Here is a 23,074-nt window from a genome sequence, read left to right on the forward strand (position 1 = left end):
AAAATCTGGTCTCACCCCTGACGTGATTTGGGGGTGAGATACGAATTCAAAAAGGCATCCGGAGACAAAACGGCCCATGAACCAAAGACCCCTTCCGTTGAACACTGTTCCATCGCTCCGGAGCGATGATTCCGACTCGTTCATCGATTTGAACCGGCTGACCGCGATTGCGGCGCGGCGTTCAAGGGTCGTGGCCGTCTGTGTTGTCGTGTGTTTCCTGCTCGGGGCGATTTACCTTTTGTTTGCGACGCCGGTCTACACCTCGCAGACGCAGATCCTGCTCGATGACAATCTGTCCAAATATGCAGAAGAAGCTCCGTCGCCGCAGAGCACGCAGCAGGCCGACACACAGATTTCCAGCGCCGTCGAAATTCTGAAGTCCGGCGAATTGGCACTGCGCGTCACCGATGCGGAGAAACTCTTCGAGAACGGGACCATCCTCAATCCGCCGCAATCCATGATGTCGATGTTGAAATCGACGATCAGATCGATCACCGGCGTTTTCTCCGGCCAGCCCGAAATTTCCGAGGCCGCAACCCGCGAGGGCAAGCGGCAGATGGCGGCCGCCTATATCCAGCAGGCCTTGACGGTGGAGCGGGTAGCGAGAAGCTCGGTCGTCGCGGTGTCGTTCAAATCCACCGACCCGCAGCTCGCAGCCAGCATCACCAGGGCCTATGCGAATGCCTATCTGACCGATCAGCTGAACGCCAACTTCGATGCCACCGAACGCGCCTCCGTCTGGCTGCAGGAACGCCTGACCGATCTTCGCCAGCGCGCGCAGGCAGCCTCGCTGGAAGCGGAAAAATTCAAGACAGAACACGGCCTGACCTCGGCGCGTGGTGAATTGATGTCGGAACAGCAGCTTTCCGACCTCAATAGCCAGCTGATCGTCGCGCAGGCAGATACGGCAAGCGCGTCCGCCCGCTACAATCAGTTCAAGTCGATTGTCGATCAGGGCCCCGACAATGCCGTCAACAATGCGACCATTTCTTCGAAGGAGACCGACAATACGGTCATTCAGGATTTGCGGACCCGCTACCTGGCCGTCACCAAGCGCGAGCAGGCTGTTGCCCAGAACTTCGGAGCCGACCATCCCCAGGCGGTGAGTCTCAGGACCGAAAAAACGGAGCTTGCCGGCCAGATGTTCCGGGAACTGGAGCAGATTACGGCAAGCTACCGCAACGAATTCGAAGTGGCGAAGTCCCGCGAGGCGTCGCTGCGCCAAAGCATCGAAGGTGTCGTCGGCAACAATTCGGAAGCCAACAGGTCGCTGGTTGATCTGCGCGAAATGGAGCAGCGGGCAACAGCGCTCAAGACGCTTTATGAATCCTATCTTGGCCGCTACGAGGAAGCCGCACAGCAGCGTTCCTTCCCGATCGCCAAAGCCCGCATCATCTCGGATGCCGGTGTTCCCACATCGCCGTCAAGCCCGAAGAAGACGATGGTTCTTGCTCTTTCCATCGTGCTTGGCTTCATGGTGGGTGCCACAATTGCAGGCGTTCAGGAGTTCCGCGAGCGCTTTTTCCGCCTGGAGGAGGAAGTCCGCTCCATCCTCGGACACAAGTCGCTCGGCTATCTGCCGCTGATCGGGAAAAAGACCAGCACCCTTTGGGACAAGACGCGCAGCCGCCTTGCCAAGGAGGACATGAACAAACCCGAGCCCGAAACCGACATTCCCCTGACGCGCATGACCCGGATTGCCGTGGAATCCCCGCGTTCGGCCTTTGCAGAGACGTTACGCAACGCCAAACTTGCCAGCGACGTCATGTTGCAAGGCCGGCCAAACCGGGTGATCGGCATTGTCTCAGCTTTGCCGGGAGAAGGAAAATCGACGATTGCCGCGAACTTTGCCGGGTTGCTTGCAGCCAGCGGCAAGCGAACGCTGCTGATCGATGCGGACCTCAGGAACCCGGCAATCAGCCGCATGATTTCCCCGCCGCCGAAAACCGGGCTGTTGGAAGCCGTTCTTGGTGAGAGCGAGTGGACGGCGGGTCTCAGGGTCGATCCGCAGACGCGGCTGGCGATCCTGCCGATTGCACCGCGCGAACAGCTTTATCACACCAACGAACTGCTGGCCTCGCCGGGCATGGAGGCGCTCATCGCCAATGCGCGCAAGGCTTTCGACTACATCGTCGTCGATCTTGCACCGCTTGCGCCGGTCATCGATGCCAAGGCTTTTTCGCCCTACGCCGATGGCTTTCTGATGGTGGTGGAATGGGGCAAGACGCCGTCTCGCCTGGTGCGGGATGTGTTGCAATCCGATCCGCAGTTCAACGCCAAGATCCTCGGCGTGATGCTGAACAAGACCGATATGGATGAGCTTGGCAAATACAGCGACTTCGGCGCAGCCGAAAAATATCGCAAGAGTTATGAGAAATACTACATCGAACAGCCGTTGAGGCGGGCCGGTAACCCTCTGCCTTCAGGATCGGGATCCTAACGCGTGTGTCGCCCATCAGGCTCGCGATCGAGCCTGAAAATGGCCACCAGTGCCATGAGAATGACGAAGGCAACGAACCCGGCCAGGTACAGAAGACTGAAAACGAGATATTCGACGAGGCAGGGCATGAAAAGCAACACCCGGATATAGGCGGGTTGAGCGCGCGCCCAGCCATGCATGCCGTTTTGCCGGAAGTTCTCGAAACGTCGCGCGATATACGTCATCCGTATCGCTCCGCGAGTTGCCTCAACATTAAGACAATATTTACCCAAAACGGGGGACCGGCGCAATCAACCGGGCTTCGAAGCACGCGAATGCGGAAAATGGCCGACGCCAGCCACCGCGCGTAACGCGAAGCACGCGGTGAACCCGCCAGAAAATTTCACGATCCGAACGGCTGCATACGCCCTCTGCAGACACGCTGCTCGATAGCGCCGGGTTCAGGGATCACCGCACAGCAGGCCCGCCAAGCCGTGCGGTCTTCGCCGTGCCTGGCCTAAGCCAGATCGTCCAGCGTGTAGGCGCGAATGTAATCGATCTTCATCTGCGATCCATCGGCGAAATCAGCGCCGGGAGTGCCGGCCGTGCCGCCGACCGCCAGGTTGACCAGCATATACATCGGCTTATGCATGTCCGACGGCGTATCGGCGTGCGCGACGGCGACGTCATCGAAATACCAGACAATCTCGTCTTCCTGCCACAACACACCGTAGGTGTGAAACCCGTCGGTGCTGGCGACGCTGACGGCGCTCGTGACAGAGGTCTGTTGCCCGGTTTCGTTCGAGTGCACAGTGACATGCACCGTATTTTGATCCTGGCCGCGCATTTCCACGACGTCCAGTTCCGGCGGCCAAGAGCCATCTTCGGGAAGCAGCCAGAAGGCCGGCCAAGCGCCCTGGTCGTTGGGCATGTCGGCACGAATTTCGAAATAACCGTAGGTCTGGGCAAAGGACGCGTGTGTCGTCAGCATGCCGGAGGTATAGTCATAGCCGTTGACCTCGGCGCTGATCGAGTCCGGCGTCTCTTTCGCGGTGATCGTCAGCACGCCGTTGTTGATGGAAAAGGGATTGGCGACCGCGGTCGGCGCATAGGACGGATTGATGTACCACTGCAGTTCTCCAGACAACGTAGCGCCCTTTTCCGGCGCCCACCAGTATTTCGCTTCCCATACCCCGGTCGTGCCATTGTACAGTTGGAGCGTATTGAAGTCGTCGCCAAACGTCTGCGTGAGAGCCGAGCGATCAAGGCTCAGCTCGAATTGACCGGCATGAAGATCGCCGATTGCCTCATTGGCAAAGACCAGGCTTTCTCCGTCCCCGAGGTCAAGCCGCAGATTTGCGCCTTCCTGCGTTATGTTGTCGAGCAGCTGATCGAAGGATGTGAGCGAGTAGCCATTCAGCCGGACGATGTCGTCCGTGCCGAGATCGGTAATCAGGTCGCTGCCGTTGCCCTTGGTAAAAATGAAGGTATCTGCACCGGTCCCGCCGGTCAGGACATCATTGCCGCCACGACCGTCCAGCGTCTGCCGGCCGGATGCGCCCTTGACGATATTGTCGACGGAATTGCCGAACGCATAGCGCAGATTGCCGGTTACCGTCAGGTTTTCGAAGTTCTCCGGTAACGTGTAGCTCATCCAGGTACTGATGGTGTCTATGCCCCCGTTGGCAGCCTCCTGCGCGCGGTTGATTGACGAATAGAGGTAGTAGATGTCGTCGCCCGTGCCGCCGATCATGGTCACGTTGACAGAGCTGTCACCCCACATGGAATCATTTCCGGCAGTGCCATAAAGGGTCGGGCCGGAGCCCGTCGCCGAAAAAAACGCTGTCGAGCTGTCGCTGTAGAACAAGGGTTGCCCGAGGGCATTCAGAACGCTTTTGCGCATCGACTGTCTCCGTAAAAGTTGCAGGCCTGATCCGGCCAAGAGTAACACGCAAGCAAGAGTAGCACTCTGCTTGCACCGGAACTATTGCAACGCAGCAATTTCAGGCCGAAATGGTGCTTATCGGCGTTAAACTGCGGATGGGCGTTAACACGACGGTAACCGATCCCGTCTTGAGGCAGGCGATCTTTCTCGGGACAGTGCGCTGTGCCTCTTTGGTATGAATGTCGATGACTGGCCGCCATCAGATTTCTTCCGCTGGAACAGCCTTCGACCAGGCCGTGGGCTTCGCAGACTTGAAGAGTTTTGTGAGCAGGCGCTCGAGCAAGATGTAAGCGCACGAGCCGAGGACGGCGCCGCCCGCAACGGCAACCGCAAATGTGATGCCGGGAGGCAGGCCCATGGACCCGCCCAGCTTTGCGATCACCGAGATCGCGAACGCATGCCAGATATAGATCGAATAGGAGGCGTCCCCCAGGAAGGTAAGCACGCGCCACCGGCCTATTCTACCGGCCGCCTCGAGAGAGAGAGTTCCCGCGACAAGACTGATTGCGAGGGGACCGCAGTTGAACTCGTTGAATGGAAACTTGAAGACCTGGATCGCCAGAAAGCCGCCGATGGCAAGGATGACAAGCAACAGCCCGAACTGCGGCCCAAGAACCTTCCCCTTCAGCCAAGCCTGCCCGATGAACATGCCGGCAATGAATTCCAGCATGATCGGCCGTGTATAGGTGAGAAAGATCGGGTTCCGCGCGCTCATCACCAAGCCCGAAAGCACAAGGGCTGTGAAAACAGCCGCGACCGCCACGAGGCGCCGCCGGCGTTCGAGAAAGAGTGAAAGCGCAAAGATCAGGTAGAAGAACATTTCGAAGTTCAGTGTCCAGCCTTGCACCAGCACCGGCCAGATTTCGCCGCTGCTGGGTGAGCGGACGGGAATGAAGACCAGGGATGAGACGATGTGCTGCGTGGTCAGCATCAGATTTGGAAAGAGGCCGAGAATGCCGCCGGCAACCATCACCATCGTCGCCAGCCAGTAAATGGGGGCGATCCGACGGACGCGCTCATATAGAAAGCCGGCAGGCGTCAGCGCGCGCCGGTCGCTGATCACCCACATGATGAAGCCGCTGATGACGAAGAAGACATCGACCCCAGCCGCACCGATCGCGAAAGGATGACCGGTTTTCTCGGCGGCGTGAAACACGACGACGGCAAGTGCAGCAAAGGCCCTAAGATACTGAATCCCGTAAATCGTCTTCATCGCACCTCACCTGCCTTGTCTATATCCATGAACGCCGGAGCGTGAACGTGCGCGTGCGGATAAGGTTGTGCGAAAGAAGGCCGGGACGCCCTGACAGTGAGCCGCCCGGCTGAAAAATAAAGCAGGAAGGATCCGACGTGGTAGGGGTTCAGAACATCCACCTCGACGAAAGCACGCATGAGAAGGAGGATGGCCACGCCGAAAAGCGCCGACGATTCCGTTGCCAGCGCTTGCGAAAGCAACCGCTTCAGGTGACCGCACACGGTGATCAGAAGGATGGAGCACAACAGAAACAGGCCGATAGCGCCTGTCTCCACCATCGTTTCGATGAAGGTGTTGTGGAAGTGGAAGCCGCTGCGCGACCCGATATAGAATTCCTCCCAAAGCCGCTCGGCTTCCGAGAACCCCTGGACCCAATAGGCCTGATAGCCCACGCCAATCAAAGGCGATGCACCCGCAGCCTCGATACCCTGCTGCCAGAGATAGGTCCGGCCCGTCAGCGTCGAATCCTTGCCGAATATGCCAAGGACACTGTCCACCGCGCCGCCATAGACAGCGCCGACCACGGCGATCACGCCAATCACGATGACCGCGAAGAAAACCGTCTTGCGCGTTTGCGGCGAAAGCGCCGAGAGCACCTGCAGGCCGAGGCAAATGCCAAGCACGGCCACCGTCGTCAGCGCGGACGTTGCCGATTGAGCGGCGTAGAGCGAATAGCAGGCGATGAGGCCAACGCCGGCAGCGGGCGCCAGCCAAATTCGCCTTTCGCGAAGCGTAAAAAAGGATGCAAAGGCGAAATAGACCCCGAGGGAGGCATAAAAGCCAAGCTGGTTTTTGGAGGCGAAGGCGCCGACGAAGCTATAGGTGCCGTCCAGCGGATCGAAATGATAAACCCCGAACAACAGCGAATACGTCAGGACGACGCCAATACCGGTGACCATACCGAGCGTCAGCGTCCTGATATCGACGACCCGCATTGCGATCAGGGCGCAAATGATATGGGAGAGGTATTGCAGCCCGGCTCTAGCCGTCACCGCCGGCGCATCCGACCAGGAAAACGAGAGACAGGCAAACACCGCGAACGCCAAGATCCATCCATATCGGCCACTGCCGGCAAGGACGCGCCGGTAATCGACCAGCACCAATGGCAGCCACAAGGCATAATAGAGGAGGATCGACACTTGGCCGAAAATCGAGGAATAGGCGAACACGAACAGCGACAACGCGACCGCAGCGATGGCATAGCCGCTGTTCTCACCCGGGCTGACGAGCCTGGCTTTGGCAACTCTCATGATCGGCCCTCGAAAGCGTGCTCGCCTTTGCATCGGCACTGCGAAGGAAACGGCAGGGCGCTCTTGTTCCCGTTACCGCTGAGCCGAGAATACCCGATCCCGGCGGCGAGGTATTCGTTCCATCTGGTCGCGCAGACGTGAAAGACTGCTGTCTGGTCAAAGTTCAGAGTGCTCTCCGTATTCACCGTTGGCACCGCAGCCAGCATAGGACATCATCTTGTGCATCGCAACAAATTCCATCCGAACGTGTCCAGTTCGCGTGCCGACAACGCGGCAACCTGGGAGGCACCCTGCCACCGATATCTGTCATGAATGTGTTTCCTCGGCCATTAAATGGGGCAAAAACAGGCCTTTGACCGCCGCCTTCCGCAGAGCGTGCCGTTGAGGCAACAGGGGCCATGGCACACACTCGCTCCAAAGATTGCCAGTACGCCTTGCATCGTCATCGTTTCGACTTATATTGCACCGCACTCGTCTCTCGCTTCGCTAGGCCGAGTATCTCAATGGCTGCAAGCCACCTTCACGCGCTGAGCTCAGCTCGGTGTGAACAACCGAAGGAGTCATTTCATGACCATCTCAATCAACAACGCTGACGTTTCCGGCAACGCTGGCATGACGCCCGTTGACATCGGGGACGCTGTCAGGCGTTTTCGTGAAGCTTCAGGCTACAGCGTCGAGGACCTCGCCGTGACCTGCGGGCTGACCGACGTTGAAATTTCCAGGATCGAGACCGGCGAAGATCTCGATCCCGGCCGGGTAAAGCGCATTGCCGCTGCACTTCAAATGCCGGCCTCGACCTTCGATTCCCTTTAAAAACCAGGGTGTCGCGCCGAAATGGGCGCGACGCCTGCTTTGATGCATTACCTTGCCAGCCGTTTCGCTGACCAAATGAACAACTGGTCGAAATCGCGCTTCGGCAGTTTGTATGGTGACTGCATATACCGGGCATAGCATCAGTGCTACAGGTTGCCGGACACAGGCGCAGATGCGCCTCATCGCTATTGGTATAGTGTCGAAAACTGGCCCGAGACGGGCCGGTATCGGCTTTGCGGGGACCAGCATCCCGAAAGGCGCCGTTCATGGCCGAGAAATTCATCGTAGTTCCTTATCGCAAGGTTCGTGGCGGGATGGCGCCGGGAGAGATGCGTCAGGCGTCCAATGCCGCAAGCGCTGAAAAAATCGCGGCAGCGATGGCAGGTCGCTTTGCCGGCGTTGCTGCCTATGCCGTCGAGGTCGATGAGGAAACCGGCGACATGACGAGCCCGCGCCTTCTGGCGCAATTCGGAGAAATCGCCGAACTTTCGTCGTCCTGACGTCTCTGCGGCCCCGCCAAACCGATGCCCCGTCCAGGCTTGCCAGGCGAGATCTTCCCAGTATTTGGAAAGAAAAACTGCAATTTCAGCCTCTTTCGAGCGCACAAATCGTCTTTCGCGGAACTTTCGTCCCCATCCGACGTTTTAGGGAGCAGTTGCCTTCAACGTTTGCGGGCACAGGCTCCATTTCTCGAAAGGATATGAACGCCATGAATCAACGTTTTGACCCCAGTGAAAATCGCAACGTCAATCCGGCGGCATGGCCTGCTGAGAAGGCAAACCAGCCCGGATCGGATCCGTTGGCAAACCAGCGCCGGCCGGAAGATATTGAACCCCGTTCCAAGCGTTCAAGCTGGCCGATTTTGATCATCCTTTTGGCAGGTCTGGTTCTGGCCTTGCTCGTCTGGCTGCCAGCCGAGCTTTCCAATGACCAGACGGATGATGCGGCTACCCAGCCGTCGACAACGGAACAAACGACGACGCCACCGGTCGACAACAGCGCGACGCCGGGGACCGCGACCCCTGATACCAGCGCCACGCCAGACACTTCGGCGACGCCAAATGTCACGCCGGCAACTCCGGATACACAGACTCCGGCCACAGGCACCGACACACAGACGCCTGCCACGGGCACTGCTCCGCAGAACTGATCTGCGCGTGAAAAATGACGGGAGGGCGGAGCCTCTTCAGCGGTTCCGCCATTTTTGCGTCCGCAGCATGCCGGATACGCGGGGGAGGCACAGAACCTCCCTCAAATGAACCAAAAAACGCGCCGTCCGTTTCTCTTTGTGATAATATTAAGATGAGGAATGAGCGATGAAACCCAAAACAACAAAAACGACAGGGCGTGAGGAAGACTACCGCGACTACGAGGAGCGCGACCTCGATGAAGGCTGGCCGTATGCCGACGCCACACCCGGATCGGACATCAAGATCGGAAACACTTCCTATGGTCAGGCCGACCAGAGCTTCGACGAAGCGGGCAACCCGGGCTTCCAGCGCAGCAGCGACACTATAATCGAGAGCGCCGACGGCCCGGATCTTTTGAATGACGATGTCGAGGCGGACGTGGAGGACGATGCGCTGGAGGACATGATCGTCAACGCGCTGATTGACAGCGACATAGACACTTCGGGGATGGACCTGAATGTCCGGCGCGGCATTGCGCTTCTGACCGGCGAGGTGGAAACCGCGCAAGACCGCCGCCGTATCGAGCGGTTCATCTACGATACACCCGGCATCTCGGATGTGCGCAACGAACTGACGCTGCGCGGCGCCGACGGCAACATTCCCAGCGATTGGGACGACTGAACAATCGGCACTCTTCCTCAGACCGCGATGTTCACGCCAGAAACCGGTGAGGCCTGTAGGGCTTGATATCGATCACCGTCTTCTCCCCCGTCATCGCTTCCGCAAGTGCGCGGCCGGTGACAGGCCCAAGCGTCATGCCGTGATGGGCATGGCCAAAGGCGAACCACAGGCCTTCATGGCGGGGCGCCCTGCCGATGATCGGCATCATGTCCGGCGTGCAGGGGCGCGAGCCCATCCACGGTTCCTCATCGCGACGTTCGGCAAGCGGGAAGAATTCCCGAGCGACCCGCTCGGCACGGGTCAACTGCACCGGCGTCTTCGGCGCATCCCGGTGGGCGAATTCGGCGCCGGTCGTCAGGCGGATGCCGCGCAGCATCGGCGCGAGGAAATAGCCCCTCTCTGCATCAAGCACCCAATTGTTGAGTTGCGCCCCATCTTCCGTGCCGTAATGCATGTGATAGCCGCGCTTGACGGCGAGCGGGAAGCGATAGCCGAGTTTCTTCGTCACCGTATCGGCCCAGGGACCGAGCGCGACCACCACCTCTTTTGCCTCCAGCGGGCCCTCCGGTGTCGCGACGCGCCAGCCGGCGCCTTCCAGAATATGCTCCAACGTTGCCGCGTCGCCCGAGACGAGGCGTCCGCCGAGCGACTGGAAATAGGTGAGATAGGCCTTGTTGAGGCTGTGCGGATCGCGGATCGACCAGGGATCCGTCCAGCGCAGGCCGCCGGTCAATTCGGCCGTGATCGACGGTTCCATCGTTTTCAATTCGCTGCTCGACAGCTTATGATGATTGACGCCGAAGGCCGAGGACAGTTTTTCCGCGTCCTTGTAGGCGGCATCACGGGCAGCTTCGGTGCGGAACACCTTCATCCAGCCATCCTTGCGGATAAGGTCGCCGGCGCCGGAGGCTTTGATGAGGTCGTCGTGCTCGGCGATAGAATTCTCAATCAGCGGCGCATACATCGATGCGATGTTTTCGTGCTGGGTGAAGCCGGAGTTCCACCAGTAGCGCAGCAGGAAGGGCACGAGGCCCGGCAGCGCGCGGAAGTGGTAGCTCGCATCGATGGTGTTGTTCAGTGCGTAGCGAAACAGCGCGCCGAAGTCGTGCGGGAAACCATAGGGGAACACGCCTTCTCGCTGGATCAGGCCGGCATTGCCGAAGGAGGTTTCCTCGCCGGCGCCACGGCGGTCGAGAAGAATGACGGATTTCCCCCGCCGAGCCAGGTGAATGGCCGTCGACAGGCCGACGATGCCTGCGCCCAAAACAACGACGTCTGTCTTCATATGCCGGTTCCCCATTTTCTTTGCCTGTTCTCCAGTCTGCTATGATCTACCCAGGAACCGAGCATCGGTGCTGACCACGAAGGCACCAACATCGATTGCTCGCCGCCATGAGACCGTCAACAAAAAGCGCGCGGACCGAACCGATATGGAAGACCACCGGAGCCAGCGGCTCGACAGGCTGATCCTTTCAACACTGAGTTCCAGCAACTCCATGCTGCATGCGGCTCCGGAATGTGCACTTGCGAAATATCCTGGTCATGCATAGCCAAGCCAAATGCCTTCGGCAAGGCACAAGCAGGCTACGCCTCGCGCCACGGCCGAACGCAGACAAGAAAAAGGGAGCAGCGCTCCTGCACCGCTCCCTTTCATCCGCATCACCTGATGGATCACGTCCTGCGCATCAGGCCAGCCACCAGCGAAATGATCAGGAAAGCCAGGAACAGGAAGAACAGAATCTGTGCTATGCCAGCAGACGCTCCGGCAATACCGCCAAATCCCAGCACTCCCGCGATAATAGCGACGACGAGGAAGACAAGAGCATAGTAAAGCATGACACTCTCCTTGATTTAAGCTGTCGGAATTTAAACGCGGAAAGGATAATTTTGTTCCAGCAAAAGGCATGAGGCAGCTTCTCGTTAAGATTGAAACTATCTATTAACCATGCCCCGGAAATCTGCCCCGAATTGACACGGATTAGCCATTCGCATTGCGGAACCTTCCCGGCGTAGGGAACGTTGTGAAGGCACACAGCCCATGCGAGATCTTAAAATGACCGTACCCACGTCGAGCATCTGGAAGTCCGCGGCAGCGGCGGTCCGCCAGCCGGGCCGAACGCTTGAAAAAAACCTGCATATCGGCAGGACTTTGCGCGATCTCTATGCCAGCGAACGGATGCCCAAGACGGATGAGGCATTTACCGACCTTCTCAAGGAACTCGACGCGGCGGAGGAAGCCGCGAAGACGCGTGGCCCACTATGAATTGAACCCGCGCGATCGAACGAAAAAACGGCGGCCTGTGCCCACCCGTTCGTCTTGCAAGCGAATCATTGTGGACGGCCACCGGCACGACGCCGCAGATAACCGGCCCGGACAATCCGCAGATCGATCCGGGCACCAAAGCCTCCAATCCGCTTCAAGAAATGAATGACATCGCTGCGGCAACACGGAACCTTTTTTGCCGGGTCGCGTTTGGAAAATGCGTCAAGGAATGCCTGGCGTGACTTGGTGAACCCCGGATACGCGATCCAAACCCGGATTGCGCCTGCCTCAGACAACCAAACTCCTCAAGGCATCATTGCTGACGCGGCTCAAGGATGTCGGCAATGTTGCGTCCCCCTTCGCCCCATTGGCTCTCCCAGGATCCGGGCGTGAAAACCGTGCTCATCCATGGAATGGTCATGGCGCCGGCCTTCTGGAGTTGTTTCGCCCCCAGTATCGTGCGGGAAGGCAAGGCGGCAGCCTATCCTCTGCCCGGGCACAGTCCCTGGACGCTGGACGGCCTTTGCGGAGCGCTGAAGACCGCCGATATCGTCAATGCCTATGCGGCGGCGATCGAACGCGATTTCGATGGAGAACCCGTGACCCTGATCGGCCACTCGACCGGCGGTTTCGTGTCGCTGCTGCTGGCGCGCCACCGTCCTGACCTCGTCAGCAATGTCATTCTCATGGGTGCCTTCGCCTGCGGCCGGTTTGTCGGCCAGGAACGGCTGGCGGCCCGTATTCTCAGGCTGCCGCTGCTTGGCCGCCTTCTTTTCATCCGGCTCTTCACCGGCTGGATTACCACGCGCGAAACCTTCCGCTGGGGATCGCTCGAATGCGTATTCGACAAGAGCGTCGGCTGGGAGACGGAAGAAACCATTGCAACCATGGAACAGGTCCGCGAGCACCTCATGAAGTCGCGGGCGGACGACATCGTCGCTTTCGTTACCTGGATGTCGCAGGCGTCGGTCGTCGATGAACTCGCGCTCATCGACGTGCCGGTGCTCAATATCATCGGCGCCCGTGACGCGATCGTTCCACCGTCGCACCAGATCCACCTGTCCGGCCGCCTGCCGCGCGTACATACCGTCATCCTCGACAAGGTCGGCCACCTGCCGATGGCGGAGGCCCGCGAAAATGTCGACCAGTTGGTCGCCGCCTTCCTCCTCTTCGGCCCGCTGACGGCAAACCGTAAGAACGATCTTGTGAAACCGGCAAAGCCGGCGCCTCTCCATCTCGCCCTTCCGCTCGGACCTTAGTTCACAATCGCTCGTTGGAACAAAATTGCATCACATACGTTTCCGCAAGCATACCACGTGGCCCCAAAGTCCGAACCTGGAGAGGAAACATCATGCTCGGTACAATACTGCTGATCGTCCTTATTCTTTTGCTGATCGGTGCGCTTCCGAACTGGGGCTACAGCCGCGGTTGGGGCTATGGGCCCTCGGGGGGCCTCGGGCTGGTCGTCATCATCCTCCTTATTCTCGTGCTGATGGGCCGTGTCTGATCGGCCGCCTTGTTAGACGCCTTGTTAGATTATCAACGATCCTTGAAAAGGAAGCCATCATGAAAAAGATACTCCTCGCAGTTGCCCTTATCCTTCCCCTTGCAGCCTGCACCCAGACGGAAAGAGGTGCCGGTATCGGCGCAGCATCCGGCGCCATCATCGGCGGCGCTGCAACCGGCAATGTTCGTGGCGCAGCAGTGGGAGCAGCGGTCGGCGGTGTCGCCGGCGCGCTGATCGGCAATGCCAGTGAGCCTGGCCAATGCTACTACCGCGATCGCTACGGCCGTCGCTACATTGCAGCTTGCTGACCATCGTCACCGGCCACAGCATGAAGACAGAAAAACGGGCCTCGGCCCGTTTTTTTGTGCGATCACGTCGAAGCGCCACTTGCTAGTACGGCGCGCGTCATTGCGGTTCAGCCCCGGTGTGATCGCTCTTCAGGATGCGGCTCACGAGGATGTGATTGCGGATCGGGGAATATCGGCGGTGGCTGGTGTGTCGTACGTGTGGGGGCAGAAAAGAGAAGGAGTTTTTGTGATGAAGATCCATACCTTGATGACCGCGGCGGCGGTCACGCTGATCTCCACCTGCGCCGTGGCCCAGGCGGACGATCACCTTTTCCAGGCGCAACAGCATGGATTGAAGTCCGGCAGCACGGCATCTTCCACGACGCACGCCTTTACGACCAACAGTGCCGGTCACAGCGGTACCTTGGCGCCCGGCCAGGGAAGTCCGTTCACCGGTCACGACACCCAGACGCCGGCCACCGACACGGATTCCGCCAACGATCATGCCAACGTGAAGCCTCGCTGAATAGATCAGTCGCTCTGCGCCGATTGCAATAAGGCCGAGTCTGTTCGATAGATCGATTTTGAAGGCGTAGGGAATGTGTTCCTTGCGCCTTCATCGTGTATGGCGAGCACTCGCAGTAACTCGCTGTGCCGTCGTCGTGTCGTGCGAGTACTTTACACTAAATCGCGTATCAGAGCCGCTATTTGCCGGTTTGCTCGGCCCTGTCCAGCCTTTCGAGAAGATCAAGAAACAGGTCGGGAATCGGCTCATGCTCGATCGCGCTGTAAAGTGCTCTCAGCTTGGAGGCAATCTGGTTGTTGGGGTCCATCATGCCACCACCCGCCCTGCCTCCGGGCCGCCGCCGATTTTCCGGGATGTCACTCATAAACGTCTCACTCCTGACACCACAGCGGCATCGCCGGGCGGTGACGCGTATTTTTGATACGCTTAAATCCTTGATATATTCCAAATTTTTAGGGGTTTTGCTTCGGCCTGTGCGTGTTTCGTCCCACTTCAAAACTTCCCATAAACCATAAAACATGTTCAAACCAATGCCGCGTTTCGACTCGTATTAGCGTTGGGCACCGGGAAATGTCGGCGCCATCATACTGAAGGAAGTCCTAAATGTCACTTTCCACACGGATCGCAGACCATCTTCCCTATCTGCGCCGCTTCTCCCGCGCGGTGACCGGATCGCAGGCTTCGGGCGACGCCTATGTGGCGGCGGTCCTGGAGGCGCTAATCGCCGACATCACGCTTTTTCCGCAAGGGACCAATGACCGGGTCAACCTGTTCAAGCTGTTTTGCTCGCTGTTCGAGACAATCACCATAGATCTCCCGGATGCTGCTTCGCCCTACACCTGGGAAAAGCGCGCGGCAGCAAATCTTTCGGTGATGCCACCCGCCGCTCGCAAGGCGTTCCTGCTCGTCTCCGTCGAAGGGTTCACGCCGGACGAAGCCGCTGATATCCTTGGCGTTACCGATACGGAAGCCGCCGCGCTGTTGCGCGAAGCGTCCGAAGACATTTCCAGCCAGGTCGCCACCGAAATCCTCATCATCGAGGACGAACCGCTGATCGCCATGGATATCGAGGACATGGTGATGAGTCTTGGTCACAAGGTCGCCGGCGTGGCAAGAACCTATAGCGAAGCCATTGCGCTTTTCGAGAAGACCACGCCGAAGATGATTCTTGCCGATATCCAGCTCGCCGATGGCAGTTCCGGCATCGACGCGGTCAATGATATCCTGAAAAGCATTGCGATCCCGGTGATCTTCATCACCGCTTTCCCGGAACGTCTGCTGACTGGTACGAAACCGGAGCCGACCTTTCTTGTCACCAAGCCGTTCAATCCGGAGATGGTCAAGGCGCTGATCAGCCAGGCGCTGTTCTTCGACGAAAACGCCCGCTCAGGCAAACGCTGACGTGTCGGTCGCGCCCGCGGCCTCTGTCGCGCGATCCACGACGCAATTGTCGCCCTTATCCTGGAAGCTGCCGTTCAGGGTGGCTGGTCCGCACCTCGTTGAAGATCGTCATTGCGATCAGCGACAGCGGCAGCGCCAGCATGGCGCCGACCGCACCCCACATCCACGTCCAGAACATGATGGCCAGGAAGACCAGAAACGGGTTGATCTCCAGTCTGTGCCCAAGGATCGCCGGCGTCACCAGGTTTTCCATCACCAGATGCAGCATGAAGAAGGCGGCGGCCGGCGCCAGCGCCAGTAGCAGCGCGTCATGCGTCATCAGGCCAGCGCACAGAAGCGCGATTGTCATTGCCGTGACGCCAAGATACGGAATGAAGCTGGAGACGAAGGCGAACAGCCCCCAAAGCGGCGCCACTGCCAGACCGCCGGCAAATGCGATCACCGCGGTGATCGTGCCAAGGACGAGATAGATCACGCTTGCTGTCGAAAAATAGAACCCAACGGCATTTTCGGTGGCGTTCATGATGCGGATCGCAGCAAGGCGGCGATCGCGTGTTGCAAAGGCAAGAATGATCGTCTTGCGCAGATGCGCGCGCCCCACGAGAAAAAGCCCGAGCGCGGCCAGAAAGATCAACGTCTGGACGAAGGCTGGCGTAACCCCCGACGCGACAAGCCCGAGCATGGTGCCGGCGTTCTGGATGGCAGCATCGGTTACGGCTTTTTCATCCGTGCCGGCGATCGCCATCTTTGCCCATTCGAACCGCTCGATAAAGGGAAGGATCCGTTCAATCGCCCGTTCGAGGATGCCGGGCGCCTGCTGGGCAAGCGATGTCAGCGGCTCGATCAGGGCGTTGATGAGAAAGAACAGCCCGACGACGAAGATGATGGCGAGCAAAAGTCCGCCAAGCACGGGAGGCAGTCCGAATTGTGCCAACCGGTCTGCGGCAAGCCCCAGAACCATGCCGATGACGATGGCAAGCGTGACCGGCATGAGAATCGCTTCCATCATGTAGATCACCGCCGAGGCGAAGATGATGAACGTGCCGACGATGCTCCAGGCCACCACCAGATCGAGCCCGGTTTTCAGCGACGTTTCCGGAATATCGGCCTCCGCCGCCTGCGCCTCGATTTCAGCCTGCCTCAAGTGCTGTCGTTGCTTGAATATCCCACTCCCCGGCAAGGCAGCACTCATCTTTCATCTCTCCCAAGGGTCCGGCGTGCCCCGGACTGACAGTTGCCATCCATTGTGCGGAAAACGCCGAAGCGGTGTGCATGCGTCAATGTCCACGGGCAACATCAATATCGACCCGGGGGAAAAACATGAAGCGTCAGCGAGAACAGACCGAGGCCGAGGGCCACCACGATCAGCGTATTGGCAATGTCCTCCGATGTTGCGGGCAGGGCACCAAAGCCCACAACCGCAGCAATGAACAGGAACAGGCATAGCCTTGGCAGCCAGTACAGCATGGCACATTCCCTTGCGGTCGAGCGCATTCCGGAGGAACGCACCGGCTAACGCGGGAGCCGTGGATTTGTTCCGGCCACTGACACGAAAGATCCTCGCGAAGACGGTCAAACGCCATGGCCGGGCGACGACTGTTCTCTTCCGAAGATAAAAAAGCCGGCGTCCTGGAGGCGCCGGCTCGAATTCCGCGTGCGGGACCGGCAAAGCCGGCCGCCGTCATTTCCTGCGCCTTAGAGAGCCGCGATGACGATAACTTCGACGAGGTATTCCGGGCTCGCGAGCTTGGCTTCGCCGGTGGCGCGCGCCGGGGTGTTGCCCTGCGATGCCCAGGCGTCCCAGACAGCGTTCATCTTCGGGAAATCGACCATGTCGGCAAGCCAGATCGTCGCCGACAGGATACGGCTCTTGTCGGTGCCTGCGAGCGCCAGCAGGCGGTCAACTTCGGCAAGCGCCTGCTTGGTCTGGGTCGCAACGTCGTCACCGGCATTGCCAACCTGGCCGGCGAGATAGACCGTGCCGTTGTGCACGACAGCCTGACTCATGCGCGGGCCGGTTTCGAAGCGTTTGATGTCCATCTTCATAGTCCTCGTGATGTGCGGCGGGCCGCATCTGTGATTGTTGTGACGCAGGCGATTTATCGCAGATTTCCTGCAAGCGAAACCGTCATTGCGAAAAAGGTCGGCACCATTCCGCCCAGTTGGAAATCAGGCAGCCTTTCGGGCAAGGCGCGCCTTGATGCTGTCGACATCGGCGCGGGGCGTCGCAGCGAAAAGCGTCTTGGTATAGCTGTGCTTCGGGTCACTGAAGACGTCTTCGCGGCTGCCGTATTCCACGGCTTCGCCGTAATACATGACCATCACGTCGTCGGCGATATAGCGCACCACCGACAGGTCGTGGCTGATGAAGACATAGGTCAGCTGGAACTCGTCCTGCAGATCGGCGAGCAGATTGAGCACCTGCGCCTGCACCGAAAGGTCGAGCGCCGAAACCGGCTCGTCCAGCACCAGAAGCCTCGGGTTGAGCATCAAGGCGCGGGCAATGGCGATGCGCTGGCGCTGGCCGCCGGAGAACATATGCGGATAGCGGCCGTAATGTTTTTCCTCAAGCCCGACCTTCTTCAGCATGGCCATGGCCTTGTCGCGCCGGTCGCCCGCGTTCATCCTGGTGTTGATGATCAGCGGCTCACTGAGAATGTCGCCGATCTTCTTGCGTGGGTTGAGCGTGCCGTAGGGGTTCTGAAAAACAATCTGTACCTTGCGGCGCATTTCCGCGGTCAGGCCGTCCCTGGCAATATCGACCTTTTCCCCGTCGATCAGCATCTCACCCGACGTGGCCGGGTCGATCATCGTGACGATCCGGGCCAAGGTCGACTTGCCGCAACCACTCTCGCCGACGATGGCGAGCGTCTTGCCCTGATCGACCGCGAAACTCACGCCCTTGACGGCATGGACGATCCTGCCCCTTTTGAGCAGGCTACCCGGGATATGATAATCGCGGACGAGGTTTCTCGCTTCAAGAACAGGGGTCATCATACAGCTCCTGCAAAAATCTGGTCGTCGCTGAGAAACTCGGCAATCGTCGGCAGCCGGTCGCCGGTGGCATTGTCCGGCAAGGCCGAAAGGAGCGCGCGCGTATAGATGCTTTTCGGGGATTCGAACAGCGACAGCACGTCCGCCTCCTCGATCTTGCGGCCCTTGTACTGGACGATGACGCGGTCGGCGGTTTCAGCCACCACGCCCATATTATGGGTGATGATGATCATCCCCATGCCCTGCTCCGCCTGTAGCCGCATCAGGAGGTCCAGAATCTGCTTCTGGATCGTCACGTCGAGCGCGGTCGTCGGCTCGTCGGCGATCAGCAGTTTCGGATTGCAGGACAGCGCAATCGCGATCATGACGCGTTGGCACTGGCCACCGGACATCTGGTGCGGGAAATGGGAGAGCCGTTCCTCGGGATTGGGGATGCCAACCAGTTCGAAAAGCTCAATGGCGCGCGCCCGGCGGGCCGCCTTGTCGAGGCCGAGATGGATGCGCAGCACCTCTTCGATCTGGTAGCCAACCGTGAAGCAGGGGTTGAGGCTGGCGATCGGCTCCTGGAAGATCATGGCAATGTCCTTGCCGACGATCCTGCGGCGTTCCGACGGCGACATGCCGAGAAGATCGATGCCGTTGAACTGCAGCTTGTCGGCCGTCACCTTCGCGGTCCAGGGCAAAAGGCCCATCGCCGCGAGCATGGACACGGACTTGCCCGAACCGGACTCCCCGACGATTGCCAGCACCTCGCCCTCATCCACCTTGAGCGACACACCATTCACGGCCCGGAAAGGACCGGAGGCCGTCTGGAATTCGACAACCAGATTTTCGACTAGGAGAAGGGACATCACGACCTCTTCAGCTTGGGGTCAAGCGCATCGCGCAGGCCGTCCCCCATCAGGTTGATGGCGAGAACGGTAATGAGAATGGCAAGGCCGGGGAAAGTCACGACCCACCAGGCGCGCTGGATGAATTCGCGGGCTTCGGCCAGCATCGTCCCCCATTCGGGCGTCGGCGGCTGGGCGCCCATGCCGAGAAAGCCCAGGGCCGCCGCATCGAGGATCGCAGACGAGAAAGCAAGCGTCGCCTGGACGATCAGCGGCGCAAGGCAATTGGGCAGGATGGTCAGAAACATCAGCCGCAGCGTCCCGGCGCCCGCCACTTTCGAGGCGATGACATAATCCTTGGTGCGCTCGGTCATGACCGCCGCACGCGTCAGGCGCACGAAATGCGGCAGGTTGACGAGCGAGATCGCGATCATCGCATTGACCAGCCCGGGACCAAGAACCGCGACAAGCACGAGGGCCAGAAGCAGCGACGGGAAAGCCAGGATGATATCCATCACACGCATGATGATCGTATCGGTGCGGCCGCGGAAATAGCCGGCGATCAGTCCGACGAGCACGCCGGAGACGACCGAAATACTGACCACCACAACGCCGATGAACAGCGAGAAACGCGCGCCATAGATCAGGCGGGACAGGATATCGCGGCCGACGGCGTCGGTTCCAAGAAAATAGGCCAGTCTACCGCCTTCAACCCAGGCCGGCGGCAGCAACAGGACCTCACGGTTTTGAATGCTCGGGCTATGCGGCGCAACGAACGTTGCGAAAATGGCAAGCAACAGGATGATCAGGAAGATCGCAAACCCGATCACGGCGCCCTTGTTGCGTGAAAAATAGAACCAGAACTCGGCGAGACCGGTCGGCGGCGCGACGGTTTTGATTTCGACAACAGCCATCGGAACCTCCTAATACCGGATACGCGGATTGATGAACCCGTAGAGCACATCGACGATGAGGTTCACGACCATGATCACGGCGGCAATCAGCATCAGCCCGCCCTGCACGACCTGGTAGTCACGCTTGAAGACCGAATCGACCATCCACTTGCCGATGCCGGGCCAGGAGAAAATGGTTTCGGTCAGGATCGCTCCCGCGAGCAGAACCCCCACCTGAAGTCCGATGGTGGTGACGACCGGGATCAGGGCATTGCGCAGCGCGTGGATGCCGATGACCCGGAACGGCGACAGACCCTTTGAACGGGCCGTGCGGACATAATCCTCGCCAAGCACTTCCAGCATCGCAGAGCGCGTCTGGCGGGCGATGACGGCGAGCGGAATGGTCGCAAGCACGATGGTCGGCAGGATCAGATAGGTTACCGCCGATTTGAAAGCGCCTGCCTGCCCCGAGATCAGACTGTCGATCAGCATGAAGCCGGTGACCTGCGGGAAGAAGTACATCAGCGAGATGCGGCCCGAAACGGGCGTCCAGCCGAGAAAGCCCGAGAAGAAGATGACGAGCAGCAGGCCCCACCAGAAGATCGGCATGGAATAGCCGACCAGCGCGGTTCCCATCAGGGCCTGATCAAGCCAGGTGCCGCGCTTGACCGCCGCCAGGACGCCTGCCGGAACGCCGAGACAGACCGCCAGTATGATGGCGCAGAGCGACAGTTCGACGGTTGCCGGGAACAGTTGCAGGAAATCGGCAAGCACGGCGCGTTTGGTGACGATCGAACTTCCGAAATCGCCCTGCAACAGGTTCACGAGATAGTCGAAATACTGAATGTAGATCGGCCGGTCGAGACCAAGGTCGGCCATCAGCTGGGCGTGACGTTCGGGAGACATCACCCGCTCGCCCGACATCAGCATCACCGGGTCACCGGGCAACAGGCGGATGAACGAGAAAGCGATAACGGAAACCCCGATAAACGTCGGGATGAGGACGGCGAGCCGTCCGAAAATGAAGCGCAACATGGGCGTTAGTCCGGTTGTGAAACCGGCGGCCCGAAGAAATCGAGCCGCCGGAACTGCCACCGCACATGCGGTGGCAAAGATAGGATGGAAGGATTATTCTGCGATATCAACGCCGTTGAAGCGGTGAATACCGAGTGGATCCATGACGAAGCCGGAGACCTTCTTGCTCAGCGGAACGAAGACCAGCGAGTGGTCGAGCGTGTTCCAGGGTGCCTCTCTCTTGAAGATCACCTGGGCTTCTTCATAGTACTTCGTGCGCTCTGCGACGTCGGCGGTTGCCTTCGCCTTGGTCATCAGGTCGTCGAACTCCTTGTTGCACCACTGGGCGCGGTTGTTGCCGCCGACGGCGTCGCAACCGAGCAGGGTATCAAGGAAGTTGTCCGGATCGCCGTTGTCACCGGTCCAGCCGAGGATGGCCGCACCGTCGCGGTCCTTGGCGGAGGAGAGCTTCAGGTATTCAGCCCATTCATAGGAGACGATTTCGACGGTCACACCGATCGCGGCAAGGTCGGCCTGCATCAATTCCGCTGCACGGCGGGCGTTCAGCATGTACGGACGGGCGACCGGCATGGCCCAGATCTTCATCTTGAGATCCTTGACGCCAGCGTCTTCAAGCATCTTCTTTGCCGCTTCCGGATCGTATTTGTCGTCCTCGATGGCGTCGTTATAGGACCACATTGTCGGCGGGATCGGGTTCTTGGCGACCTTTGCGGCCCCCTGGAACACGGCATCGACGATCGCCTGCTTGTTGACGGCCATGTTGAGCGCTTTGCGCACTTCAACCTTGTCGAACGGCGGAACGAGCGTGTTGTAGGCGAGGTAGGAAACGTTCAGGCCTTCCTGCTCCAGAACCGTCAGGTTCTCGTCCTTCTTCAACTCGGCAACGTCGGCGGCGTTCGGATAAGGCATGACGTGGCATTCGCCAGCCTTCAGCTTCTGCGCGCGGATTGCGGCATCGGTCGTGATGGCGAAGACGAGGTCGTCGATCTTTTCCTTGCCGGCCCAGTAATCCGGGTTGGCCTTGTAGCGGATCGCCGCGTCCGTCTGGTAGGCGACGAAGGTGAACGGACCGGTGCCGAGCGGCTGTTGGTTCATCAGTTCCATCTTGCCGTCGGCGGCGAGCTTGTCGGCATATTCCTTCGACAGGATCGAGGCGAAGTCCATGCCGAGGTTGGCAAGGAACGGCGCTTCGGCTCGCTTCAGCTTGAACTTGACTGTCAGGTCATCAACCTTGGTGATCGACTCGATCAGGTCCGGGAAACCCATGCCCGAGAAATATTCCCAGGAAGCGCCGGCAACATACTTGTTCCAGGCGTTGTCGGCCTTGTACTGGCGCTCGAACGAGAAGATGACGTCGTCAGCATTGAGTTCACGCGTCGGCGTAAAGAATTCGGTGGTCTGGAACTTGACGCCCGGGCGCAGCTTGAAGGTGTATTCGGTGCCGTCGGCGGAGACTTCATAGCTTTCAGCAAGGCCCGGCTCGAGTTCCGTCGAACCATGCTTGAACTCTACCAGGCGGTTATAGACTGTGCGCGAAGACGCGTCGAATGTCTGGCCGGCTGTGTAGAGGCCTGGATCGAAGCCTTCCGGCGATGCTTCGGAGCAATAAACCAAGGTCTTTGACCATGCAGAGCCGGCCATCAATGTGGCGATTGCGGTCGCTGCAAGGAGAGTAGAGAGCTTTTTCATCAGCTTGTTTCCCAGTTTTGTTCTTGTTCTCATATTTTTCTGACGCAGAACACCATTGCTTCCGGTCAAGGCCGGATGGAACGACATTTGATCGGGCAATGCAATAAGCGACCAAAAAAATTTGTCCAATTGGAAAATTCTTCCGGATGCGACAAA

At 59.2% G+C, this 23,074-nt stretch carries 26 protein-coding genes; 11 read left to right on the plus strand and 15 right to left on the minus strand.

The window, feature by feature from the left end; all coding sequences use genetic code 11:
* Positions 1 to 76 precede the first annotated feature (76 nt).
* Complete coding sequence (locus ACSQ2W_RS03870; protein ID WP_436085073.1) at positions 77 to 2,440, plus strand: polysaccharide biosynthesis tyrosine autokinase; 2,364 nt, start codon at positions 77 to 79, stop codon at positions 2,438 to 2,440.
* Here ACSQ2W_RS03870 and ACSQ2W_RS03875 read toward each other — a convergent pair.
* From ACSQ2W_RS03875 to ACSQ2W_RS03890, 4 genes are all read right to left on the minus strand, one after another.
* The gene (locus ACSQ2W_RS03875; RefSeq protein ID WP_436085074.1) at positions 2,437 to 2,664 is read right to left on the minus strand and encodes a hypothetical protein; all 228 of its coding nucleotides are present in this window, start codon (positions 2,662 to 2,664) and stop codon (positions 2,437 to 2,439) included. The two genes, ACSQ2W_RS03870 and ACSQ2W_RS03875, sit on opposite strands and share 4 nt — an antisense overlap.
* Before the next feature lie 272 nt (positions 2,665 to 2,936).
* On the minus strand, positions 2,937 to 4,322 hold the full coding sequence (locus ACSQ2W_RS03880; protein ID WP_436085075.1) for a family 16 glycosylhydrolase: 1,386 nt from the start codon (positions 4,320 to 4,322) through the stop codon (positions 2,937 to 2,939).
* Positions 4,323 to 4,563: 241 nt separating this feature from the next.
* Positions 4,564 to 5,577 (minus strand): acyltransferase family protein, encoded by a 1,014-nt coding sequence (locus tag ACSQ2W_RS03885; protein WP_436085076.1) that lies wholly within the window; start codon positions 5,575 to 5,577, stop codon positions 4,564 to 4,566.
* Complete coding sequence (locus tag ACSQ2W_RS03890; protein ID WP_436085077.1) at positions 5,574 to 6,869, minus strand: O-antigen ligase family protein; 1,296 nt, start codon at positions 6,867 to 6,869, stop codon at positions 5,574 to 5,576. The genes ACSQ2W_RS03885 and ACSQ2W_RS03890 overlap by 4 nt, the downstream gene beginning before the upstream one ends.
* A 567-nt stretch (positions 6,870 to 7,436) precedes the next feature.
* On the opposite strand from ACSQ2W_RS03890, the gene ACSQ2W_RS03895 reads away from it, so the two are divergent.
* The 4 genes from ACSQ2W_RS03895 to ACSQ2W_RS03910 all read left to right on the plus strand — a co-directional run bounded on the left by ACSQ2W_RS03895 (position 7,437) and on the right by ACSQ2W_RS03910 (position 9,493).
* Complete coding sequence (locus tag ACSQ2W_RS03895) at positions 7,437 to 7,682, plus strand: helix-turn-helix domain-containing protein (RefSeq protein ID WP_436085078.1); 246 nt, start codon at positions 7,437 to 7,439, stop codon at positions 7,680 to 7,682.
* 266 nt (positions 7,683 to 7,948) lie between these two features.
* Positions 7,949 to 8,182 carry a hypothetical protein gene (locus ACSQ2W_RS03900; RefSeq protein ID WP_436085079.1) on the plus strand — a complete coding sequence of 78 codons (234 nt, stop codon included), beginning with the start codon at positions 7,949 to 7,951 and terminating at the stop codon, positions 8,180 to 8,182.
* Positions 8,183 to 8,382: 200 nt separating this feature from the next.
* Positions 8,383 to 8,832 carry a hypothetical protein gene (locus ACSQ2W_RS03905; protein WP_436085080.1) on the plus strand — a complete coding sequence of 150 codons (450 nt, stop codon included), beginning with the start codon at positions 8,383 to 8,385 and terminating at the stop codon, positions 8,830 to 8,832.
* Between the two features lie 166 nt (positions 8,833 to 8,998).
* Positions 8,999 to 9,493 carry a BON domain-containing protein gene (locus tag ACSQ2W_RS03910; protein WP_436085081.1) on the plus strand — a complete coding sequence of 165 codons (495 nt, stop codon included), beginning with the start codon at positions 8,999 to 9,001 and terminating at the stop codon, positions 9,491 to 9,493.
* Positions 9,494 to 9,524: 31 nt separating this feature from the next.
* Here ACSQ2W_RS03910 and ACSQ2W_RS03915 read toward each other — a convergent pair whose 3' ends face one another.
* Positions 9,525 to 10,778, minus strand: coding sequence for an NAD(P)/FAD-dependent oxidoreductase (locus ACSQ2W_RS03915; RefSeq protein WP_436085082.1), 1,254 nt, complete (start codon positions 10,776 to 10,778; stop codon positions 9,525 to 9,527).
* Positions 10,779 to 11,164: 386 nt separating this feature from the next.
* A complete protein-coding gene (locus ACSQ2W_RS03920) occupies positions 11,165 to 11,329 on the minus strand; it encodes a DUF1328 domain-containing protein (RefSeq protein WP_037119568.1) in 165 nt (54 codons plus the stop codon).
* 217 nt (positions 11,330 to 11,546) lie between these two features.
* Between ACSQ2W_RS03920 and ACSQ2W_RS03925 the strand changes: the two genes are divergently transcribed.
* The 5 genes from ACSQ2W_RS03925 to ACSQ2W_RS03945 all read left to right on the plus strand — a co-directional run bounded on the left by ACSQ2W_RS03925 (position 11,547) and on the right by ACSQ2W_RS03945 (position 14,076).
* A complete protein-coding gene (locus tag ACSQ2W_RS03925) occupies positions 11,547 to 11,756 on the plus strand; it encodes a hypothetical protein (protein WP_436085083.1) in 210 nt (69 codons plus the stop codon).
* Positions 11,757 to 12,145: 389 nt separating this feature from the next.
* Positions 12,146 to 13,015, plus strand: coding sequence for an alpha/beta fold hydrolase (locus ACSQ2W_RS03930; protein WP_436085084.1), 870 nt, complete (start codon positions 12,146 to 12,148; stop codon positions 13,013 to 13,015).
* Positions 13,016 to 13,107: 92 nt separating this feature from the next.
* On the plus strand, positions 13,108 to 13,263 hold the full coding sequence (locus ACSQ2W_RS03935) for a DUF3309 family protein (RefSeq protein WP_436085085.1): 156 nt from the start codon (positions 13,108 to 13,110) through the stop codon (positions 13,261 to 13,263).
* Between the two features lie 59 nt (positions 13,264 to 13,322).
* Positions 13,323 to 13,571 (plus strand): glycine zipper domain-containing protein, encoded by a 249-nt coding sequence (locus tag ACSQ2W_RS03940; protein WP_436085086.1) that lies wholly within the window; start codon positions 13,323 to 13,325, stop codon positions 13,569 to 13,571.
* Positions 13,572 to 13,800: 229 nt separating this feature from the next.
* Positions 13,801 to 14,076, plus strand: coding sequence for a hypothetical protein (locus ACSQ2W_RS03945; protein WP_436085087.1), 276 nt, complete (start codon positions 13,801 to 13,803; stop codon positions 14,074 to 14,076).
* A 178-nt stretch (positions 14,077 to 14,254) separates the two neighbouring features.
* Here the strand turns inward: ACSQ2W_RS03945 and ACSQ2W_RS03950 are convergent, their stop codons facing one another.
* Positions 14,255 to 14,440: a NepR family anti-sigma factor gene (locus tag ACSQ2W_RS03950; RefSeq protein WP_436085088.1), complete on the minus strand. Its 186-nt coding sequence runs from the start codon at positions 14,438 to 14,440 to the stop codon at positions 14,255 to 14,257.
* A gap of 239 nt (positions 14,441 to 14,679) precedes the next feature.
* On the opposite strand from ACSQ2W_RS03950, the gene ACSQ2W_RS03955 reads away from it, so the two are divergent.
* Complete coding sequence (locus ACSQ2W_RS03955; RefSeq protein WP_436085089.1) at positions 14,680 to 15,477, plus strand: response regulator; 798 nt, start codon at positions 14,680 to 14,682, stop codon at positions 15,475 to 15,477.
* Between the two features lie 55 nt (positions 15,478 to 15,532).
* On the opposite strand, the gene ACSQ2W_RS03960 is transcribed toward ACSQ2W_RS03955, so the two are convergent.
* The 8 genes from ACSQ2W_RS03960 to ACSQ2W_RS03995 all read right to left on the minus strand — a co-directional run bounded on the left by ACSQ2W_RS03960 (position 15,533) and on the right by ACSQ2W_RS03995 (position 22,918).
* The gene (locus ACSQ2W_RS03960; protein WP_436085090.1) at positions 15,533 to 16,669 is read right to left on the minus strand and encodes an AI-2E family transporter; all 1,137 of its coding nucleotides are present in this window, start codon (positions 16,667 to 16,669) and stop codon (positions 15,533 to 15,535) included.
* A gap of 104 nt (positions 16,670 to 16,773) precedes the next feature.
* Positions 16,774 to 16,944 (minus strand): hypothetical protein, encoded by a 171-nt coding sequence (locus ACSQ2W_RS03965; RefSeq protein ID WP_436082524.1) that lies wholly within the window; start codon positions 16,942 to 16,944, stop codon positions 16,774 to 16,776.
* Between the two features lie 228 nt (positions 16,945 to 17,172).
* Positions 17,173 to 17,517, minus strand: a complete 345-nt coding sequence (locus tag ACSQ2W_RS03970; protein ID WP_436082525.1) for a RidA family protein — start codon at positions 17,515 to 17,517, stop codon at positions 17,173 to 17,175.
* Between the two features lie 129 nt (positions 17,518 to 17,646).
* On the minus strand, positions 17,647 to 18,471 hold the full coding sequence (locus tag ACSQ2W_RS03975; RefSeq protein ID WP_436085091.1) for a dipeptide ABC transporter ATP-binding protein: 825 nt from the start codon (positions 18,469 to 18,471) through the stop codon (positions 17,647 to 17,649).
* Positions 18,471 to 19,322, minus strand: coding sequence for an ABC transporter ATP-binding protein (locus tag ACSQ2W_RS03980; RefSeq protein WP_436085092.1), 852 nt, complete (start codon positions 19,320 to 19,322; stop codon positions 18,471 to 18,473). Before ACSQ2W_RS03980 ends, ACSQ2W_RS03975 begins: the two co-directional genes overlap by 1 nt.
* Positions 19,322 to 20,215 carry an ABC transporter permease subunit gene (locus tag ACSQ2W_RS03985; protein WP_436085093.1) on the minus strand — a complete coding sequence of 298 codons (894 nt, stop codon included), beginning with the start codon at positions 20,213 to 20,215 and terminating at the stop codon, positions 19,322 to 19,324. Before ACSQ2W_RS03985 ends, ACSQ2W_RS03980 begins: the two co-directional genes overlap by 1 nt.
* A 9-nt stretch (positions 20,216 to 20,224) precedes the next feature.
* Complete coding sequence (locus tag ACSQ2W_RS03990) at positions 20,225 to 21,229, minus strand: ABC transporter permease subunit (RefSeq protein ID WP_436085094.1); 1,005 nt, start codon at positions 21,227 to 21,229, stop codon at positions 20,225 to 20,227.
* 93 nt (positions 21,230 to 21,322) lie between these two features.
* Entirely contained in the window at positions 21,323 to 22,918 is a 1,596-nt protein-coding gene (locus ACSQ2W_RS03995; protein ID WP_436085095.1) for an ABC transporter substrate-binding protein, read from the minus strand.
* Positions 22,919 to 23,074 lie beyond the last annotated feature (156 nt).

Origin of the sequence: Pararhizobium sp. LjRoot255 (assembly GCF_964252905.1) — a bacterium.
Lineage (GTDB): Bacteria > Pseudomonadota > Alphaproteobacteria > Rhizobiales > Rhizobiaceae > Pararhizobium.

What these genes read in the sequence shown, in the direction of transcription:
- ACSQ2W_RS03885 (WP_436085076.1), bottom strand. Translation starts at nt 5,577, where the DNA reads ATGAAGACGATTTACGGGATTCAGTATCTTAGGGCCTTTGCTGCACTT.
- ACSQ2W_RS03950 (WP_436085088.1), bottom strand. Translation starts at nt 14,440, where the DNA reads ATGAGTGACATCCCGGAAAATCGGCGGCGGCCCGGAGGCAGGGCGGGT.
- ACSQ2W_RS03960 (WP_436085090.1), bottom strand. Translation starts at nt 16,669, where the DNA reads ATGAGTGCTGCCTTGCCGGGGAGTGGGATATTCAAGCAACGACAGCAC.
- ACSQ2W_RS03945 (WP_436085087.1), top strand. Translation starts at nt 13,801, where the DNA reads ATGAAGATCCATACCTTGATGACCGCGGCGGCGGTCACGCTGATCTCC.
- ACSQ2W_RS03980 (WP_436085092.1), bottom strand. Translation starts at nt 19,322, where the DNA reads ATGTCCCTTCTCCTAGTCGAAAATCTGGTTGTCGAATTCCAGACGGCC.
- ACSQ2W_RS03910 (WP_436085081.1), top strand. Translation starts at nt 8,999, where the DNA reads ATGAAACCCAAAACAACAAAAACGACAGGGCGTGAGGAAGACTACCGC.
- ACSQ2W_RS03970 (WP_436082525.1), bottom strand. Translation starts at nt 17,517, where the DNA reads ATGGACATCAAACGCTTCGAAACCGGCCCGCGCATGAGTCAGGCTGTC.
- ACSQ2W_RS03940 (WP_436085086.1), top strand. Translation starts at nt 13,323, where the DNA reads ATGAAAAAGATACTCCTCGCAGTTGCCCTTATCCTTCCCCTTGCAGCC.
- ACSQ2W_RS03895 (WP_436085078.1), top strand. Translation starts at nt 7,437, where the DNA reads ATGACCATCTCAATCAACAACGCTGACGTTTCCGGCAACGCTGGCATG.
- ACSQ2W_RS03875 (WP_436085074.1), bottom strand. Translation starts at nt 2,664, where the DNA reads ATGACGTATATCGCGCGACGTTTCGAGAACTTCCGGCAAAACGGCATG.
- ACSQ2W_RS03935 (WP_436085085.1), top strand. Translation starts at nt 13,108, where the DNA reads ATGCTCGGTACAATACTGCTGATCGTCCTTATTCTTTTGCTGATCGGT.
- ACSQ2W_RS03925 (WP_436085083.1), top strand. Translation starts at nt 11,547, where the DNA reads ATGACCGTACCCACGTCGAGCATCTGGAAGTCCGCGGCAGCGGCGGTC.
- ACSQ2W_RS03995 (WP_436085095.1), bottom strand. Translation starts at nt 22,918, where the DNA reads ATGAAAAAGCTCTCTACTCTCCTTGCAGCGACCGCAATCGCCACATTG.
- ACSQ2W_RS03900 (WP_436085079.1), top strand. Translation starts at nt 7,949, where the DNA reads ATGGCCGAGAAATTCATCGTAGTTCCTTATCGCAAGGTTCGTGGCGGG.
- ACSQ2W_RS03905 (WP_436085080.1), top strand. Translation starts at nt 8,383, where the DNA reads ATGAACGCCATGAATCAACGTTTTGACCCCAGTGAAAATCGCAACGTC.
- ACSQ2W_RS03985 (WP_436085093.1), bottom strand. Translation starts at nt 20,215, where the DNA reads ATGGCTGTTGTCGAAATCAAAACCGTCGCGCCGCCGACCGGTCTCGCC.
- ACSQ2W_RS03990 (WP_436085094.1), bottom strand. Translation starts at nt 21,229, where the DNA reads ATGTTGCGCTTCATTTTCGGACGGCTCGCCGTCCTCATCCCGACGTTT.
- ACSQ2W_RS03920 (WP_037119568.1), bottom strand. Translation starts at nt 11,329, where the DNA reads ATGCTTTACTATGCTCTTGTCTTCCTCGTCGTCGCTATTATCGCGGGA.
- ACSQ2W_RS03915 (WP_436085082.1), bottom strand. Translation starts at nt 10,778, where the DNA reads ATGAAGACAGACGTCGTTGTTTTGGGCGCAGGCATCGTCGGCCTGTCG.
- ACSQ2W_RS03975 (WP_436085091.1), bottom strand. Translation starts at nt 18,471, where the DNA reads ATGACCCCTGTTCTTGAAGCGAGAAACCTCGTCCGCGATTATCATATC.
- ACSQ2W_RS03870 (WP_436085073.1), top strand. Translation starts at nt 77, where the DNA reads ATGAACCAAAGACCCCTTCCGTTGAACACTGTTCCATCGCTCCGGAGC.
- ACSQ2W_RS03955 (WP_436085089.1), top strand. Translation starts at nt 14,680, where the DNA reads ATGTCACTTTCCACACGGATCGCAGACCATCTTCCCTATCTGCGCCGC.
- ACSQ2W_RS03880 (WP_436085075.1), bottom strand. Translation starts at nt 4,322, where the DNA reads ATGCGCAAAAGCGTTCTGAATGCCCTCGGGCAACCCTTGTTCTACAGC.
- ACSQ2W_RS03890 (WP_436085077.1), bottom strand. Translation starts at nt 6,869, where the DNA reads ATGAGAGTTGCCAAAGCCAGGCTCGTCAGCCCGGGTGAGAACAGCGGC.
- ACSQ2W_RS03965 (WP_436082524.1), bottom strand. Translation starts at nt 16,944, where the DNA reads ATGCTGTACTGGCTGCCAAGGCTATGCCTGTTCCTGTTCATTGCTGCG.